The organism is Candidatus Pelagibacter sp. HIMB1521 (assembly GCF_052047875.1).
Classification (GTDB): domain Bacteria; phylum Pseudomonadota; class Alphaproteobacteria; order Pelagibacterales; family Pelagibacteraceae; genus Pelagibacter.
Map to the genome: position 1 here is coordinate 58,814 of NZ_JBNAIZ010000002.1, position 17,641 is coordinate 76,454.

The following is a 17,641-nucleotide window of genomic DNA, read 5'->3' on the forward strand; positions in this document are numbered from 1 at the left end:
GCATGGCTACTTGCCAAGAAAGATTCTTTATTAAAAGAATAAGTCATTATAACATAAGTTATCTAAAAGAAAAGATGTCTAATAAAGATTTAATTAATAAAGTTGAAAATCTTAAACGTAGATACAAATCTATAAGAGGAGATCATATAGCAAAAGATTTTTATGCTCCCTGTTTGCTTGCAAGTAAAAAGCTTAAGAGAGCAACATGTGATTTTACTAGTAGTGTTTTGTTTCAATATGGAGAAGCTTTACCTAAATTAGTTGATGTAGAAAATGAAAGTTGCCAAATTCAAATTCTAGCAGAGCCTAAATTGTCACCTGAGGACATTAAAGTTTTAAATGAAGGATTAAATAAAAATAAAAATATCGATGACTTTTATGATGAAATACAAAACCGTATTATTGAAGATGCTATGGCTATCGCAAACGGTGATCAGGATAGATCTAAAATATTTGCAGTTTTAGCGTGGTTAATTAAGACCAAAAGATTAATTCTTAAATTTGCCTATGTTAAACACGTGGCTAATTCAAATTTGTTCCATGACAAAGAAGGTGTGTTTTATTTAGATTGGGAAAATAAGAAAATTGGATTTAATGGTAGTGAAAATGAAACATATAGTGGGATGGAGAGAAACGGAGGAAGTTTCTCTTTGTTTAAAAGTTGGGTTCCAGGCCAAAAAGAATACGTTGATGACATTGAAGAGGCATTTGATTTGGCATGGGAAAATGAACTCGATGGTTTGGAAGTAAGAAATTTAAATAAAAAAATTCTTGAAGCTATAAAATCTAAAGCACCAGAAAATATTAAAGAATTTTTTAAGAAAAATAATTTTGTAACAAAAGAAAATTGGAGAAATTATATTAAAGATTTAGATCAGGAAGATAATAGACCATTTGAAAATGCTATTGCAGAGGATGTTAGAAAAAAATTAAAGGAAAAATTTTTAAATCAATTAAATCAAAATAAAGAAGATTATTTAGAAGTGACAGAAAAAAAATGGGAATTCCAAAAAAAAGCAAGGGAGACTTTTATTGAGGCAAAAAAAGGATTGCTAGAAATGGCAACAGGCACAGGCAAAACAAGGACTGCTTTATCAATAGCTACACAATTAATTAATGAAGGAAAAATTAACAAAATTATAATTCAAATGAAAGGAACTGATCTTATAAGGCAATGGAGAGATAATATAATTAAATGGACCAGTTCAAAAATTTCAGAAACAGTAAATTTTTTAGAATATAGTGCAGATAAAAATGAATTTGATTCTTTTCTCTTAGCTTATGAAAAACCTGGGGTAGATTTAATATTAATAAGACAGAGTAATTTTCCAGACTTGTTAGATAAAATTAGTGATAAAGATCAAAGCAAAACCCTAGTAATACACGATGAGGTGCATGATCTTTTTGCGCCAGATATTGGATCAAAGGTAATTGGAAAACAAAATAAATTTGAATATAAATTAGGTTTATCAGCAACAATTAGAGAACCTTTCGACAAAGAAAGAGAAAAAACACTATTCAATGAAATTCAAGGTGGTGGGGAAGATCCAATTGTGAGTTACAAATTAACTCAAGCAATTAAGGATGGTGTCTTGGTGGAGTCTAAATTAATCCCTTTAACTTACAAATTATATCCAGATGAAAAATCGAAAATTACCGCCCATAGGCTTAGATATGATAAGAGAATTGAAGAAGGGGTTCCAAAACATGAAGCTGAAGCTGAGAGAAATATTGCAATTTCAGATGTAAGAAAAAATGCAAGAAATAAATTAGAAGTTTTTGAAGAGAATATTAATTTTCTCAAAGAAAAACTACATAGAAGTTTTATTTTTGCTGATGAAACTGATTATGGAAAAGATATTTTAAATTTATTAATCCCTCATATAAATGTAAAAACTCATTTTCAGGATGCAGATAAAAAAAATTTAGAAAATTTTTCAAAAAATAAGATTGATTGTATTATAAATGTTCTAAAATTATCTCAAGGAATTGATATACAAAATTTAAATTGTATTGTTCTTTTCGCTACTCCAATAGGACGGCAATTCATTCAAAGAATAGGCAGAGTTTTAAGAAAAGATAATGATAATCCAGATAAAAAAGCAATAATTATTGATTTTTTTGATGAAGATGATTTAAAAGATGAGGATGAAGATTCTTCTGACTATAGAAGATACTTAGAATTGCAGGAGATCACAGGCACTAGTTATGAGCATAGACAATAATATCACAAGTTCAATTGAGGAAAAAATAAAAGAAGCTAAAGAGAGTGATCAAATATCAAAAATTCTAATCAAATGGCTAGATGAAATTGATGATGGTAAAAAAGATATTGATACTGAAAAAGTAATTCAAGAACTTATCGATAAAATTAAATGAGTACAAAAGTTCAAAATTTAAAAATTACTGGATGGGAATATAAAGGTTTTAAAACTCCAGATGTAATCGTAAATATTGATGATAAAAATAACACAAGAGATTTTACATTATATCAAATGCTAAGTGGTGAGGGAAAAACTACAACCCTCAATCTTCTTAGAAACTCTTTTTATGATATTAATAAAAAAAATAACGCTACAGAAATCAAAAGATATATAGAGGAAGTAAGAAGTGACGATTCTGATATAAAAAAAGGAACTTTTGAAGTTAGATTTAAAATAAACAACGAAATTAATTATAGAGTAAATGTGTCTTTTGATTATTCAGAAGATACAATTAAGTACTCTACTTTTAAGGGAGATGGATCAGGTTATGAAGATGGCCTAGTTTTGCCAGATGGTATTAGCAGATTCATTACACCCGAATTTTTAGAAATAACATTTTTTGATTTAGAATTAACCGAAAGCTTGTACAGAGCTGATAGACAACAGACTGACAAGATTATTAAGAAACTTTGTAAATTGGATTATTTGGATGAGATATCTAAAAGTTTAGAAGCATTCATTAAGAATTTTAGAAAAAAAAATCAGGGTAAATTAAAAGATAGTCAATTAGAAAAAAATGAACAGACATTAGAAAAAATTATTAAACATCATGAAAAAATAATAGAGAAATCTGAAAAACAAAAAGATAAAAAATCTAATCTTCAAAAAAAAATTAAAGATATAGAAAAAAAAATGGAAGAAATTAAAAATGAAAAATCAGATATTAAGGAACAAATTTCTATAGCAAAGGAAATTTTGGATGAAAAAAATGAAAAATTAAGAGAAGCATTTGAGATTGTGTTTAATGGTCTCAAAAATCCTATGTCTATAAATAAAGAAATTAAAAGTGAATTAGAATTATTTGAAAAAAATCTAACAAAAAAAAGAATTCCAAAAGGAGTTGGAGAAGCTTTCTTTGATGAAATTATTGAATCAGCAGAGTGTTTGTGTGGAAATCACATGACACCCGAAATGCAAGAAAACATTAAAGAAAGTAAAAAATTGTTTCTTGATGAAGAAAATATAGCAATCCTCAATCCCATTAAAACAGCTATCAAAAATTTTGAGGCAACAGGTAATTATGAAAAAATTTCTGATGATTTAATTTCTTTTGAAAGAGAAGTTAAAATAGCAAAAAATACTTTTGACCAAGTATATCAAAATACTGATGACGAAATGTTTAATGAATTAGCTCAAAAAAAAGCAAAACTTGACCAAGAACTGGAAGAGGTTGAATATTGGTTAAAAAATGTCTTTGATCAACCATACAATCCTTTGGAACCACCAATGACTGAAAGTAAAAAAACGCTAGAAAGAAGAATTAATGATCTTACAGAAGATGTAAACAAAAGATCAAAAGCAGTTACGGAATCAAGAAAAATTAATCAACTGAAGGGATGGTTAGAGGACATACAGGCAGTATCTTTAGACAAAATATCGAAAAAAATAATTGAAGATATTAACAAAGAGGTAAAAAGAGTTTTACCTTTGGAGGAAATTTACGTTAAAAGTATCAAAGACAAGATAACCTTAGAAACTCCAGAAGGAAATCAAAGAAGTGGAGCATCTAGAGGACAAATGGCCAGAATTGCCTATTTATTTTTAATTAACCTATTAAATAGATCTAATCTAAAATTTCCTCTTATAGTTGATAGCCCAGTTACAGCGTTGGATGCAATTGGTAGATCTGAAATAGCAAAAGGTTTAGTAAAAGATCATACAGGTCAATACATTGGCTTTATTTTTGATGTGGAAAAAGAGCAGTTTGCTGAAGTTTTACAAAAAGAATTATCAAATAACATTAACCTAATAACTGTATTTAATAAAAGTGAAGCTTCACAACACATGCTCCAATTAGCAGAAACAAATAAAATTGATACAAATGAATTCGAAAGTGGTGTTGTTGCTTATAATGAAAAATTCTTTAAAGAATTTACTGGAGTTAAAAAATGAATCTACAGAGATTTAATTTTATTGATAAACACAAATCTAATGAAAAAATAATTAGCATGTACGATTTTTGGGATACAATCAAAAAAACGAATTCATCAAATTCTCAAAATCTATATTCTCCTTTATCAAATCAATTAGATTTATTTTACATATGTTTACTTGTTGGTTTAAAACATGAGTTAAAGGAAAATACTTCAGACTTTGAATGTACTGATATTACAAGCAGATGGACAATTAATTTAAAAGATTCAAAAGCTTCAGACATAATAATTGGATTATATTTAAATAAGATAACTAAAAAAAATTTTGATGAAAAAAATAAGATAAATGAACAATTGAATTCTATTTTAGATCATAATTCAGATACTAAATTAAGTGATGAGGGAAATAAAGAATTGCATAGTTATGCATTTGGTGGTTATAAAAAAATTCTAGAAGAGTTAGATTACAATACTCCATCTACACTAGTTAAATTTTTTGATACTATTTGTAGACTTATTAAGTAGTTAACTTACAATATAAACCTGATTTTCAAAAGAAACTCCTTTATAATCTTTCATCACTCTTCTTAAGGGTCTTGGATAGTCCATAGTTAATTTAAATTCTCCAAAATCATAAACATCAATGTAGGCAATTTGATTTTTTAAAATTTCAGTTTCTTGGACCGAATAGCTTTCATTTGATAAATCAATTTTAAAATTGTTAATGTTTTTAAAATCAATTTTTTGATTTGATAAAGTATATGTGGCTCTATCTATTCTTTTAAAAAAAACTGAGTATTGCATAATCATTATAAATGATGCCTCAGAAACATTATTTTTTTTAATTAGTTCTTTTAAATCCCACCAATTCAAAATTGGTCCATAATCATTAAAAATATCAATTATTTTTTGCTCATTTGGGGCTACAATTTTCCCTTGGTAACCCTCATAATTAGACAATTTAGATTTTGATGAAATAAAGTTAATTTCATCTTCGTTTAGATTTGCATCAAAGCAAATTTGACAAAAATTTTTAAAAACCTCTTTAGAATACAATACCTCTTCTAATCTATGATATTTCTTTATTTTTTTGAATAAATCATCAATATTTTGTTTTTGTAAAGCTGTTGCTGCCTTAGAAACTAAATTAGATAAACGATTTCTATTTGAATAAAAAGTGAACCAATTTTCCTCGGAATCTAGCCAATAAAATACTGGCATCGTTTGAATAAAATTTTTAACTGTATCTCTTTTTATATTATTTAAATATATTTCTCTAAAACTCATACAATTAGATAGTGACATTAATCCTGAATTAGATATTTTTTTTTTTACATTTTTCATTACTTCTCTAAAAACATTGTCAATAGATGATTTAGAAATAACTCTTATGTTATTAATTTTTGAAATATAAAAATCTTGCTTGAGACCAAAGCTCTCATAAAAATCTTGCAATCCTTTAAAATCCCACTCAAGGTTTGTAAGTCCTTTATCTTTTAATATTCTATTAAATTCAATCTCTGTAATTGGAAGCGACTGATCTAAAATTTTAAAAACTTTTTCCAATATTGGTGTAATCGGGTTAGAAAATTTTAATTTTCTTAATCCATAACTTTCATTTTGTCTTATACGTTCTCTAGTTACATTATATTTTTGACCAATTATCTCTAACGTTTTTGCTGGTGTTCCATCTAAACCAAATCTACTATTTAAAACATCAATTACTCTATCCTTAATTGAAATATCTTTTTTTGATATTTGAATTGCTTCATTTAAAACTCTTTTTAATTCTATCTCTAATAATTTATCTTGATCAATTAACTCAAATTTTTTTGTTTCCGAAACTTCTTCTCTTAATTCGTCTCGTAATTTAATTACAATATCTTTATCCCAAGGATCTAACTGATCACCAAAATCTAAATTTAAATTTATTAAATAATCTTCAATTTCCAAGATTGATTTATAGCCAAGGGCTCTAATTTTAAATAATTCTGATTTATTTAACATAATTATATCGCCCACATAATTACAACCTAAATTTAATAGAGCATTTTTTGCTCTTAAAGGTAATGGAATTTCGTTAAAATCTTTTATCAATTCTAGAAGTAATGTTTTTGAAACTTCTGTCCATTCCTTATTTTCTGGTTCTACTGTATTATTATTTTCCTCAAAATTGATTGGTTCTAAATTCATACCTAGGTATAAAGAAAAATCCTCTAATATATTTTTAATTTCTTCAATACTTGTCCTTCCCATGTTAGGAAAAGATTTTAAATCATTTTCAGTATAAACAATTAATTCACCTAGAGTTTTAATTCCTTGATTGGATAAAGAGTTTATTGCACGAACAGAAAACTCTAAATCTTTTAATTCTATAGATAGTTTGTCTTTATTTTCTAACTTAACAAAAGCTTGGTAATTTCTCTTTTTTAAAAATATTTTCGTCAATTTTTTTAAGAATTTGTAAAGGCCATCAACCCTGAAATATCTTTTAACTTGTTAGTATAAATAATATTTACACCTCGGTTCACGTGAGCGTATAGGTATTTAGTTAGATTTTTCTTATCTATTTCAACTTTATGGGTAACCAAATTATTGATTAAAAGCTGCGTGTATATTGGTTTATTTTTACCAAATAAGACGTCGTAATCTATTTCTATTCCATCCAATTTCTCTTCCACTTCTCTAGGTAGAGCAGTTTGTTTGATAGATAAACAAAAAGCCCATCTACAAATAATATTCCAATTGGGTATTCCAGTAATTGTCTTAATTCTTGTTAAAGAATTTTTAACATTCGTTGAGGTTCTTAGTACGTCTAGATCAATATCCATTAGAAAAAATAACCCTCCGATAATTTACTACCACTTAATTTCTCATCATATTCAATTTTGTAAGACCTTGATAAATATGGAGAAATAAACTTGTGATATTTTTTATTAATCTCCTCATCTGTCGACAATAATATTACTTGTTTAGATGCGGTTGGAAAATATTGTTCTACTAAATTAAATCGATGTTCACTATCTAATCTTCCCAAAGGAGTGTCAATAATAGTTGGTGCTGCACTATTGGATGCTTTTGCAAGTCCCCATAGAATAGCCACTGCAAGTAATTGTCGTTCACCTGCTGAAAGATCCTCTGTATTTATCTCAGTATCTTTTTTGTCTGAAATTTTTAAATCAAATTCAATTGTATCAATTTTGATTGATTTAATAAAATTCTTTTTACGATGAAGACTTTTGAAACAATTTAAAATTAATTTTTCTAATCTTTTAATATGATAATCTAGTGCTTTTACATGGAAAGAGCTTAAAACGTCTTTAACTTTAATTGAGTAATCAATAAATCTCTTGTTGTCTAAATTATCAATATCTTTTGCTGTTTTTCTTTCATATTCTTTTTTAAGATCAAAATTTAATTTTATTAAAGGACCATTTGATCTTCCACGTTCTTCTCTTAAAAGATTCATTTTAGTAATTAAAGTTTCTTCTTCTTTTTTAAGTTTTTTTGATTTCTCAATTAAAGGTTTAATTTCATCATCACTTGGTATTTTATTTATTAATTGAGAAACTTTTTCGTATTCTTCATCTAATTTAATTTTTTTAGATGTTAATTTATCTATATCTTTTTTCGTATTTGGAAGATTTTCATTAAGTAAAAAATTTGTTTCAAATGGATTGATACTTTTTAATAAAAATTCAGTCTTTTGATTATTTGTATCTTTTTTGATTTTTTGTTGGTCACTAAATTTTTTAAATTTACTTAGATAATCTTTATCTGAACAATTTTTTTCAGAAAATTCATTAAATTGGTCTACTAACTGATTAATTTTTTCCTGTATAATTGACTGATCTATTGAAGAATTGTGTTCTTTTGATTGTAAATTAATTTCATTTAGTTCTTTTTCTACAATAAGTAATGGTGCTTCACTTGCTGCAACTTTGACTAAATCTTCTTGCAAAGTTTTTCTTTTTTCATCAATTTCTAATTGTTCTTTTTCATATTCTTTTTTCTTATCATAGTAAGCTACCCCTTTTTGAGATAGTTCTATATCTAGTTCTCTCGTCTCATATTTAACTTTAGTTAATTTATCTTCTTCCTTAACAATTTTCTCATCAACAACTTTAATTGCTTTTTCATATTCTTTGATCTTTGCTTCCATTTCTTCAATTACTTTTTTTTCATCATCATCTTTTATTTGAAGAGAAGATCTTTTCTGAAACTCATCAACATCAACATTTAATTGGTCTACAATCTCAAGACCTAACAGTGAATTAATGGCTTTTTTCAATACTTTTTTAGATTGATCTAAGTCTGCCAATTGTTCAATCTTTTCTCCATCAAAAAAGAATAAAGAGGCAACTCTGGAAGGTAAAATCTGATCAACAAAATTATCCCAATCTTTAGTGATGTCTTCATCGTATTTATCATCAATAAAAACAAAGAATTCTTCTTTCATTTTTTTTCCAACTAACTTCCAGTTCCTTGAGATTTTAAACTTTTGTTTTTTACCTTTATATTTTCTATTAAAGGTTAGTTCTATTTGTGCACCCTCATCAAAGTTTTTTTTATTAATATTTTTAGTTAAGAAGTTTTCATAAGAAAGCTTTTGTGAATAAAAGTAATTTGAAAATTTACCATAAAGAACAAAATCTATTGCTTGTAAAAATGTAGTTTTACCAGAACCATTAAGAGCCCCAATTAATATAACTGGTTTTTTTGATTTTGTACTTAAATCAAAATTTTGCTTTCCACAATAAACACCAAAATTATTGATTAATAAATTTTCAAAGATCATTAATTAGTCTCTAAAGGTAATTGTTTATTTGCTTGATTTTTAATTTTTTTCTTTTGCTTAGCGTATTCAATTGCGTCTGTTTTATCTTTATAAAACGATTTTCTAAAAATATTTTCAAACTCATCAAATAACCCTGTTCGACGATTACTTTTAAAATGCTTACGCTCAACTTCTAAAAGACTTCTTGCGATTTCAAAAATCATTTCATCATCACCACAAGTTTCTTTTAATATTTTCAAAATATCATGGTCAAAAACATGGCTGTCTTCTAAAGGTTCAAAGTTGTATTCTCCTTTAGCTTCTATCTCACAAATTTTAGGCAAAATATCATCCGTTTCTAATTTATCGTAAAACCATATTTTTCTAATCTGATCTAATTCTTCTTGATTAATAAGTTGGATTTTTTTCAAATCTTTAGGAAGCTGATTGTTACTTCTAATTTTATTTTGTGCTTGTAATAATTTTCTAAGCCACTCTTCTCTGCTTGTTTTGGTATAAGGTCCTGGTACTGTTGTTTCTTCATCCTCAGGTCCCATTAATTGTACGTGACCTTTTAGTCTTCTAAAATCTCTTTTATCATGATCTTTAATAGTTAGATCATTTCTTAATTGCAATAAAGGTTCCATCCATGATTTTTCAGAGTCGTTTTGAACCATTGCTGACATTGATTTGTCTTGTTTAACAAGTGTACAAACCCAGCAACCAAATCTACTATCTCCACATGAAGGTGTCGAAGTATCTACCACTAAAGGACACTCTCCTCCATCTGTTGCACCTTGGTACATTGATAGAAGATCTTTATTGTTTATTCCCCACGGAGACGGTTCTTGAAGTAAATAAAGCCAAACATCATCATTAGTCCAATCCTTGATAGGTAAATATGAACTGACATTCATAAGGTTTACATGTTTTGAAAAGTTTTCTCTTGTAGCCTCTTTTTCAAAACGAGTAATGGAAATAGCTCTATTAGAACTCTCCGCTTTTCTAGTCCCAATTACTAAAACAGCTTCTCCACTTTCTGATGATATTTTCCTTAAAAAACGGTCACTAGGCCTTATTTTCATACGTTCTGTGCACCATCTAAATTTAGTATTGGGCGCTGGATAACCTTTGCCAATTAAGTTTACCCAGAACGTCTCTTCAATATTGGGCGTTAATAAGTTTGGAAAGATTGGCAGTCCTTTTTCTTTTGCTTTGTTTCTCAATAAATCTAAGGAAGTTCGAACCCATGTAGCAACTACAGGGTTTTCAACTAATGTATCTGTAGTAATCACCTGTAATGGTTTAATGGGTTTATTTTCTGATTTAATTTTTTCTAATACTCTCCACATCAATTGCAAACAAGCAGAACTATCTTTTCCACCCGAATAACCAACGACCCATGGATTATCATCTTCTAAATAAAGTTTAGCAGTTAAATCTACTAATTTTTCAATAGTTGGCTTAAAACCAATTTCATTAAAAAAAGATTTTCTTTTACTTTCCACTTTTTTTCACCTGACTTTCTAATGCTTTTTCTTTTATATTTAATTTAACACCCAAAGCTTTTTTAATTATGTTTGAAGCTAAAATAATGCTGTTGTTATTTTTAACTACTCTTCCATTAATAATTACTCGCTGATGCCATTCAGGGTTATTCTTAAGCCAATTTATTTTTTTTAAATTCTTTAACTTAGATTTCCAATTACTTGTAAATTGTGCAATTAGATCTTTACCAGCATGACCTAAAGCTTGTAAGATAATTACGTGTGTGTGAATATAATCTCTTCTTACTTCTGTAGGTGACAAGTTTCCTATTCTAACTCCACGCCATTGATCCATGTTCTCTCCAACAGTTTCCCAAAAAGAACTTACCAAATTAACAGCTTGTTCAATTTTTTTATTTTTTTCTAAATCAATTAATGTTTTTGAAGCTGAATAAATTCCTGAAAATGGAAATAGTTTTGAAGATCGTTCAGCAATAGTAGATCGTTCCATTTCTACTACACCTTTAAATACTTCAGTTTCATAAACAACTCTTCTTATCACTTCAGCAATTGGGTCTCTATGATCATAAAGTTTAGCAATACTTGTTGCTGGTCGAATAGCATGACGATTTAAATCAGAAAACATTTGTTGTGATTTTTTTAGTCCTTTATCTTTAAAGAATACAACAGCAACAGTATCTTTTGCTAAATCTGGATTTTCAGTTAATGCTTTTTCAATTGCTGCACGACGATGCTGACCATCATTAATCATTAATTTTGCATCACCAGCAATTTCTAATTCACCTATTTCACTATCTTTGCCATTTAACTTTAATGGTTTGAAAGTAACATTGCCATCTATTGATGCTGTAAGGGCAGAAAAAATATAGTTCTTAGGATTATCAACAATGTATCTTGCCATTTCAGGGATCCTTGATTTATTGATATGTCTTTGTGCACGAAGTTCTGTTGGAATAGTTGCTTCATTAAATAAAAACAATCTTGGAATAATTGCCATTTCACAAACAACGGTGTAATAATCATCCCCTGATTGTTGTCCTTTGATGGCTGCAAATTTGTGAACATTTAAAGTCATAAAAACCAATAAAATATTAGATTATTTATATATTGTATGTTATTTATTTAACATACAAATATTAAAATTCAACATACTAAAATGAGCATTTATTTAGACTGCAACGCTACTACTCCAATTGAACCTGAGGTTGTAGAGAAGATGAATAATTATTTAACGACAGACTTTGGTAACGAGGGTTCTCATACACACAGCTTTGGTTCTGTTGCAAAGAAAGCAGTTCATGAAGCAACAGATAATGTAGTAAGTTTAGTAAATGCATCAAGAAACGAAATAATTTTCACAAGTGGCGCAACAGAATCGAACAATATCGCAATCCTTGGTTTAAAATATTATGGTATAAAAAATAATAAAAAACATATCATCACTTCAGCCATAGAACATAAAGCAGTACTAGAACCAATTCAGGAATTAGAAAAAGTAGGATTTGAAGTTGATGTTATAAATGTAGATAAATCTGGAAGAGTAAATCAAAAAGATATCAAAGATAAATTAAGAGAAGATACTCTTCTTATCTCAATTATGGGAGTTAACAATGAGACAGGTGTAATACAACCTATTAATGAAATAATTGAAATTATTAAAGATCATGACTGTTATTTTCATGTTGATGCAGCACAAATGTATGGAAAAGATATTGATACACTTTCGAATAAAAGAATTGATCTAATAAGCATTAGTGGCCATAAAGTATTTGGTCCTAAAGGAATTGGGGCATTAGTTACTAGATTAAGAAATTTTAATAAGCCACCTTTACAACCATTATTTTTTGGTGGTGGACAACAAGCAAAGTTAAGACCTGGTACTCTTCCAGTTCATTTAATTGTTGGTTTAGGTGTGGCCGCCAAAATTGCTAAGAAAAATTTAAAAAAAAGACAGGAACAAAATAAAAAAATTTATGATCAAATAATTAAATTAATGAAAAGTTTAAATGGAAATTTAAATGGTGATGAAAAATATTTGTTAGGAAATTGCATCAATTTTTCGATCCCAACTGTTGATGCAGAAGCATTTATGTTAACCACTAAAGATTTAATTTCAATTAGTAATGGTTCTGCTTGTACTTCATCAACTTACGAACCATCCCATGTAATAAAAGCAATGAATAACAACGAAAATATTGTCAAAGGGGCTGTGAGGATTTCATGGTGTCATTTGACTGATAATAAAATTCCTGTTGAAGAAATTAAAGAAAGATTACAAAATATAATTTAAATGAAGTATGAGCTTAAATTTCAAGAAATAATTCAGGAAAAAGGAATAATAAAATTAGTTCATGTAACAAGAAGAGACAATTTAAAATCAATATTAAAACATGGAATTATTCCAAGACAGACTTTAGATAAAAATAAAATTAAATATTATTACAACGATAAAAAAAGATTAGATGATTGGCTAGATGCAGTATGTGTTTCAGTTACGAAACTAAATCCTCATTTAATAAAGAAATTTTCACACGTCTATAATCTTCAAAGAAAAGATTGGTTTCAAATACATATTAAGCCAGTAATTCTAACTAAAATCGAAGCTATTTTTTGTGAAACAAACGCTGCTAGTTCAATTTATAATGATTTTAGAGAAGCATCAAAAATTAAATATTTAAAAACACCTAATGCATTTTTGAGATTGTTTAATAAAAATACTTTCAATTCCAGAGGTGTTTTTCCAAGAAAAAATAAAAAACCAAATGAGACAACGGATAATCAAGCAGAAATATGTATACTTGGAAAAATTAGTCCTGAACACTTTATTAATTATAAAAACATTGAAAGAGCAATAGATGGCAAATAGACCTTTTTTTATTCCATCTCAAAATAAAGAAGAACTAGTCACAACAAATTCAGTTGAATTCACATGGTTCTCTGGTTTTGCAAAAAGTCAAAAACAAAAATCTATTTCATCTTTGCATGAAAATATATCTAAAGAATTTAAGTTGGATAAAATATTAGAAATCTCAACTAAATCTGAAAATAAATTAGGAATTCAATTAAGTGCATTCAATTTAAGAATTAATTATAAAAATAAAGAATATTTTTTAGAAAGCTTGTTTCAAGGCAGCAAAATATTTACTGACCAAGGACCAAACGAGGATATTTATGAAAAATCATCGATTGATGCAAAAACAGATGAAAGAATAAAAAGAAGTGATTTAAAAGAATTTAGTTTTTTTGGTGAAACTTTTTCTTTGGATTTTGATTTTTATTCATGGCTTTATTTCATAGCTTTAAATCAAAACAAAAACTTGAAAGCTGAAATACTTAATTATGAAGCTTTTACTGATATAGAATTTAATCCAGAAAAATCATTAAATTGTCAGGCATATAGTGCAGCTTTATATTCATCAATGGTTCATAATAAAATATTAAATAATAATAAAGAATATAAGCTTGAAGAGCTAAAAAATTTAATACCTTCAAAAAAGTTTAAAAATTATCAACAAAAATTAATATAAATTTCAAACTTTTGCCTATTTTGTGTTATAAGACTTTTCTGTGAAAAAAATTTTGCATTCACTACCTATTATTTCATCTGCCATACATTCAACTTACTCTAAATCATATACAATTATTTATGATCAATTTAATGAGGCCATCAAGATTCCTCAAAGATGGCTAGACGATATCAAGCACGTTGAATTTAATGAATTGCTTGCAAGTTCTATTGGACCACTTGCTTTATTTTTTAATTGGAAAAAAAGACATAAAGAAGAGTTTTCTGAAATAGCATCAGGGGTACTTGCTTCTAGTTTTGTGCATGGGGACCCAGTTGGTTCTATTACTTCAATAGTAGTGCTTGCTTATCGATATGATCAATCTTCTAACAAACAGGAAATGCGAAATCTTAAGTGGGGTATCATTAAAGGTGGTGCTAGTGTTAGTGCTTTTGCTTTAACAGTAAAAGCAATGGGTGTTTCTTTACTAAGCTTTTTAGTAGGATTATGTATTGCAGCTGTTGTTAGAAAAACTGTTTCTACACTTAGATTTTTTGAATATTTAAAGTTTGTAAGATCTCTTAAAGTTAAAATACCAAAATTAAAAAAGAAAATATCTAGAAGAGACTTTATATCTCTAAAACTATTTGAGTTTAAAAAAGCTTAATGAGCAATAAAGAATTTAATAGAAACCCACAAGGTAATAATCAGTGGGTTCTTCGTACTGATGAAGAACTCCAAAAAATAATTGATAGCAAACCACGGAATTGGACTAAGAAAGATTTTAGAGGAGAGACAAAATTAAATCAGGTAAAATATTTAACTAGAAAAGAAACTGATAGACCAGGTCTTAAATTTTATCATTCAGGCAAAAGAATAAATATGAACAACATTTTAAAGCACTCTACTAAAGAGAGTATTCAAGAATTCAAAAAGGGTAAAATAGACATAAGTGTATTAAAAAATAGAGCTTCTACTAAAAAAATAAGAGATGAAATGACACAAAAAGAGAAAGAACAATATGATAAAAAAATCTATGCTAATTTAACTGAGGAACAATTAGAAGCTAAAAGAGACAGACAAAAAAAATGGTATTACGAGCAAAAAGATAATAATTAAAATCTAATTTTGCTGCCAAACAAATAATTTAATTGTTTAATTAATTCCTTAAATTTTCTAGGAAAACTCATATAGCCTGAACAATATTTAGCTTTACCATTTCTATCTCTTAATTTTAATTTCCATCTATACCCGTCTAAGAGTTGTTCTAATTCTGGTTCTTTTACAGGATATTTTTTACTCCAATTCCATACTCCTAATTCATTTATTTTATCCCAAAAAGATAAGATCTTATATTCTTCTAATTTTATAATCTTGTGTGTTCGATTTGAAATTATCTTTCCTTTTAAATTATCTAAAAGTTCTACAGTTTCAGGTGGTTCCATTGAAAAACCACTATAATAGATTGTTTCTTTTTTATTTTTAATAAACATATAATTAATCAATATACGTTGTTTCTACATCACATTCATAGTGAGCTAGAAATTTATCATTTATAAAATCATATTTTGACATAGTTATTATCTGCTCTGTTTCACCAGCATATACTATTCTTTGAAACCCTAATTCATAGTCAGGAAATTTAGCAACAAACATGTCGTCTCCAAATACCAATTCCTCTGATGGAATGACCTTAAATTCATTGTGATCTTTATCAAAATAATGAAATCCGGTTACTTCAAGCTTAAAGTTTAAAGGTTCGTATTGTCTTCCAAGTGCTGATAATAAATTTTTACAGGTAAGATTAAGACCCTCATCTGCATAAGAAATATTGGGAAACAAAAGTATAATTAATAAAAAAATTCTAAGCATTTTAACTCTCCATATCGTTTAATTGTTTACAAAGCTTATGGGCTGCTAAAACAGATGGAACAAGTTTATCTAATTTCCAACTGTTTACAGAAATATCGAAGTATTTATCTGCTTTAAAATCAATGCCATCAATGATTTTGATTTCATATTTTTTTTCTTCTATATAAAAATTATTTAATACATTAATGTATTCTTTTACAGGATATGTGCCGATCGTAAAAAGTACTCTCCAACCAAGTTTTAAGAAAGGAGAAATAAATTCAACTTTTGCTGTTATTTCTTCACCGTTAATTGTTATTGGAATATGTTTTCCCACAAGCTGTTTAATGTCTCCAGGGTCATTGTAAGTAACAAATGTAAAGTTATTCCATACTTTTTGACAATCATCTCTAGAGTCGATGAAGAAGTTTAAATTATCACCATGAATAACTTCTCCTGAAACTCTTGCATAAGCCATAGTTTCTAAACTATCTATAGTCCATTCCTCATCTTCAGCATGAGCTTGGGCTTGATAGGCGAAGACAATAAAAAATAGCAATAAGTGAGATAAAATAATAAGAAGAACTCTCTTCATGATTTGAGCTCCACTTTGTATCCATTTTTCTCAAATATTTTAATGATCTTATCCCAGACTAAGCTGTTATGTTCTCCAGGTTTTATTTCAAATTTAAATGATTGTTTGTAAACGGGGCTACAGTTATCGTATGCAATGTATGTATTCACGTGGCAATACTTACAGACACGGTTTATTTCCATGTATTAGAACTCCTGAGGTTTGTTGATTTTTTTAAAGTTAAAAGTTTATAGTTGGTAATAGACTCAATCCTTTTCTGCTTGCTCGAATTACGCAACAAGGGAGATAATAAAAACAGCGGAATACGATAGAAAAGGATTGAAATCCAATGCATGATCCCACTAAATCAATAGTGTTTGTTTGAATTTTGCTACAAACTTGTTTTATTTATGAGATAAGAAAAAAAATTATTTTGTTTTTTTTCTAAATGTTTCGTTGATTTGATTTAAATAAACTCTAATTTTTTCACCTTCGGCCACTTCTCTGCCATGCTTTAAAGCTTGCTCTACTTTTTGTTTCTCAATTTTTTTTTGATAAGAATAATAAATAGGCATCACTATAGACAAACCAACAATTAACACTGCTAAAGCTATTTCCCAATTTATCATTTAGTTACTCCCTAACTCTATCAAATAAAGCTAGGGAGTTCAATTTATGGTTATTTTTTATTTTTTCTTACCTTGGGCTTTTTTCTATTTTTCTTAAAATTTTTTTTAGGTTTAAAAATTTCATATGTTCCTAAAAGACCCATCGGGTCATATTTATCAGTTGCGAGCCTTGCACTAATTATCTTTCCCATTAGGCCCTCCTTTAATTTTCCAACCATTTTCTTTTAAGACTCTAAAGAGATTTTGAAGTTTTTCGTCTCGAGTGGAGTTTTTGTCTCCTATTTTTTCAAAAAATAAAGGTTTTAATCCTCTATCTTTCTTTGATTGGAAGTAGTCCTTAATAGAACTTATGGTAAACTCTTTTTTATAAATTGGGTCGTCTTTTTTTGCTTTATTGATTTTATATTTCATATGCTCCTTTAGCGTTAATGTTTAATGT

The 17,641-nt window shown here is 27.7% G+C and carries 20 protein-coding genes; 9 read left to right on the forward strand and 11 right to left on the reverse strand.

Annotated features, from left to right (window positions below; translation table 11 throughout):
- Nucleotides 1-2: 2 nt before the first annotated feature.
- The 4 genes from ACTTA5_RS01025 to ACTTA5_RS01040 are packed head-to-tail and all read left to right on the forward strand — an operon-like array spanning nt 3 to nt 4,882.
- Entirely contained in the window at nt 3-2,225 is a 2,223-nt protein-coding gene (locus ACTTA5_RS01025; protein WP_440647236.1) for a DEAD/DEAH box helicase family protein, read from the forward strand.
- The gene (locus ACTTA5_RS01030; protein ID WP_440647238.1) at nt 2,209-2,379 is read left to right on the forward strand and encodes a hypothetical protein; all 171 of its coding nucleotides are present in this window, start codon (nt 2,209-2,211) and stop codon (nt 2,377-2,379) included. The genes ACTTA5_RS01025 and ACTTA5_RS01030 overlap by 17 nt, the downstream gene beginning before the upstream one ends.
- Nucleotides 2,376-4,376, forward strand: coding sequence for a coiled-coil domain-containing protein (locus ACTTA5_RS01035; RefSeq protein ID WP_440647240.1), 2,001 nt, complete (start codon nt 2,376-2,378; stop codon nt 4,374-4,376). Before ACTTA5_RS01030 ends, ACTTA5_RS01035 begins: the two co-directional genes overlap by 4 nt.
- Nucleotides 4,373-4,882 carry a hypothetical protein gene (locus ACTTA5_RS01040; protein ID WP_440647242.1) on the forward strand — a complete coding sequence of 170 codons (510 nt, stop codon included), beginning with the start codon at nt 4,373-4,375 and terminating at the stop codon, nt 4,880-4,882. Before ACTTA5_RS01035 ends, ACTTA5_RS01040 begins: the two co-directional genes overlap by 4 nt.
- On the opposite strand, the gene ACTTA5_RS01045 is transcribed toward ACTTA5_RS01040, so the two are convergent.
- From ACTTA5_RS01045 to dndB, 5 genes are read right to left on the reverse strand one after another with little or no spacing between them, the layout of a single operon-like run.
- Nucleotides 4,883-6,805 (reverse strand): DNA-directed RNA polymerase subunit alpha C-terminal domain-containing protein, encoded by a 1,923-nt coding sequence (locus tag ACTTA5_RS01045; protein WP_440647244.1) that lies wholly within the window; start codon nt 6,803-6,805, stop codon nt 4,883-4,885.
- Nucleotides 6,806-6,810: 5 nt separating this feature from the next.
- On the reverse strand, nt 6,811-7,188 hold the full coding sequence (gene dndE / locus ACTTA5_RS01050; RefSeq protein ID WP_440647246.1) for a DNA sulfur modification protein DndE: 378 nt from the start codon (nt 7,186-7,188) through the stop codon (nt 6,811-6,813).
- Nucleotides 7,188-9,155, reverse strand: a complete 1,968-nt coding sequence (dndD, locus tag ACTTA5_RS01055; protein WP_440647248.1) for a DNA sulfur modification protein DndD — start codon at nt 9,153-9,155, stop codon at nt 7,188-7,190. The genes dndE and dndD overlap by 1 nt, the downstream gene beginning before the upstream one ends.
- Nucleotides 9,155-10,642: a DNA phosphorothioation system sulfurtransferase DndC gene (gene dndC, locus ACTTA5_RS01060; protein WP_440647250.1), complete on the reverse strand. Its 1,488-nt coding sequence runs from the start codon at nt 10,640-10,642 to the stop codon at nt 9,155-9,157. The genes dndD and dndC overlap by 1 nt, the downstream gene beginning before the upstream one ends.
- The gene (dndB, locus tag ACTTA5_RS01065; protein WP_440647252.1) at nt 10,632-11,717 is read right to left on the reverse strand and encodes a DNA sulfur modification protein DndB; all 1,086 of its coding nucleotides are present in this window, start codon (nt 11,715-11,717) and stop codon (nt 10,632-10,634) included. The genes dndC and dndB overlap by 11 nt, the downstream gene beginning before the upstream one ends.
- 81 nt (nt 11,718-11,798) lie before the next feature.
- On the opposite strand from dndB, the gene dndA reads away from it, so the two are divergent.
- The 5 genes from dndA to ACTTA5_RS01090 are packed head-to-tail and all read left to right on the forward strand — an operon-like array spanning nt 11,799 to nt 15,267.
- Nucleotides 11,799-12,932: a cysteine desulfurase DndA gene (dndA, locus tag ACTTA5_RS01070; RefSeq protein ID WP_440647254.1), complete on the forward strand. Its 1,134-nt coding sequence runs from the start codon at nt 11,799-11,801 to the stop codon at nt 12,930-12,932.
- A complete protein-coding gene (locus ACTTA5_RS01075) occupies nt 12,933-13,508 on the forward strand; it encodes a DarT ssDNA thymidine ADP-ribosyltransferase family protein (RefSeq protein WP_440647256.1) in 576 nt (191 codons plus the stop codon).
- On the forward strand, nt 13,498-14,169 hold the full coding sequence (locus ACTTA5_RS01080) for a DarT1-associated NADAR antitoxin family protein (protein ID WP_440647258.1): 672 nt from the start codon (nt 13,498-13,500) through the stop codon (nt 14,167-14,169). The genes ACTTA5_RS01075 and ACTTA5_RS01080 overlap by 11 nt, the downstream gene beginning before the upstream one ends.
- A 40-nt stretch (nt 14,170-14,209) precedes the next feature.
- Nucleotides 14,210-14,815, forward strand: coding sequence for a hypothetical protein (locus ACTTA5_RS01085; protein WP_440647260.1), 606 nt, complete (start codon nt 14,210-14,212; stop codon nt 14,813-14,815).
- Nucleotides 14,815-15,267: a hypothetical protein gene (locus ACTTA5_RS01090; RefSeq protein WP_440647262.1), complete on the forward strand. Its 453-nt coding sequence runs from the start codon at nt 14,815-14,817 to the stop codon at nt 15,265-15,267. Before ACTTA5_RS01085 ends, ACTTA5_RS01090 begins: the two co-directional genes overlap by 1 nt.
- On the opposite strand, the gene ACTTA5_RS01095 is transcribed toward ACTTA5_RS01090, so the two are convergent.
- From ACTTA5_RS01095 to ACTTA5_RS01120, 6 genes are all read right to left on the reverse strand, one after another.
- Nucleotides 15,264-15,641, reverse strand: a complete 378-nt coding sequence (locus tag ACTTA5_RS01095; protein ID WP_440647263.1) for a hypothetical protein — start codon at nt 15,639-15,641, stop codon at nt 15,264-15,266. The genes ACTTA5_RS01090 and ACTTA5_RS01095 overlap by 4 nt on opposite strands.
- Nucleotides 15,642-15,645: 4 nt before the next feature.
- The gene (locus tag ACTTA5_RS01100; RefSeq protein WP_440647272.1) at nt 15,646-16,020 is read right to left on the reverse strand and encodes a hypothetical protein; all 375 of its coding nucleotides are present in this window, start codon (nt 16,018-16,020) and stop codon (nt 15,646-15,648) included.
- A gap of 1 nt (nt 16,021) precedes the next feature.
- Nucleotides 16,022-16,594: a hypothetical protein gene (locus tag ACTTA5_RS01105; protein ID WP_440647273.1), complete on the reverse strand. Its 573-nt coding sequence runs from the start codon at nt 16,592-16,594 to the stop codon at nt 16,022-16,024.
- Between the two features lie 407 nt (nt 16,595-17,001).
- Nucleotides 17,002-17,202: a hypothetical protein gene (locus ACTTA5_RS01110; protein ID WP_440647275.1), complete on the reverse strand. Its 201-nt coding sequence runs from the start codon at nt 17,200-17,202 to the stop codon at nt 17,002-17,004.
- A gap of 50 nt (nt 17,203-17,252) precedes the next feature.
- Nucleotides 17,253-17,393, reverse strand: a complete 141-nt coding sequence (locus ACTTA5_RS01115) for a hypothetical protein (RefSeq protein WP_440647277.1) — start codon at nt 17,391-17,393, stop codon at nt 17,253-17,255.
- On the reverse strand, nt 17,377-17,613 hold the full coding sequence (locus ACTTA5_RS01120; protein ID WP_440647279.1) for a hypothetical protein: 237 nt from the start codon (nt 17,611-17,613) through the stop codon (nt 17,377-17,379). Before ACTTA5_RS01120 ends, ACTTA5_RS01115 begins: the two co-directional genes overlap by 17 nt.
- Between the last annotated feature and the right edge of the window lie 28 nt (nt 17,614-17,641).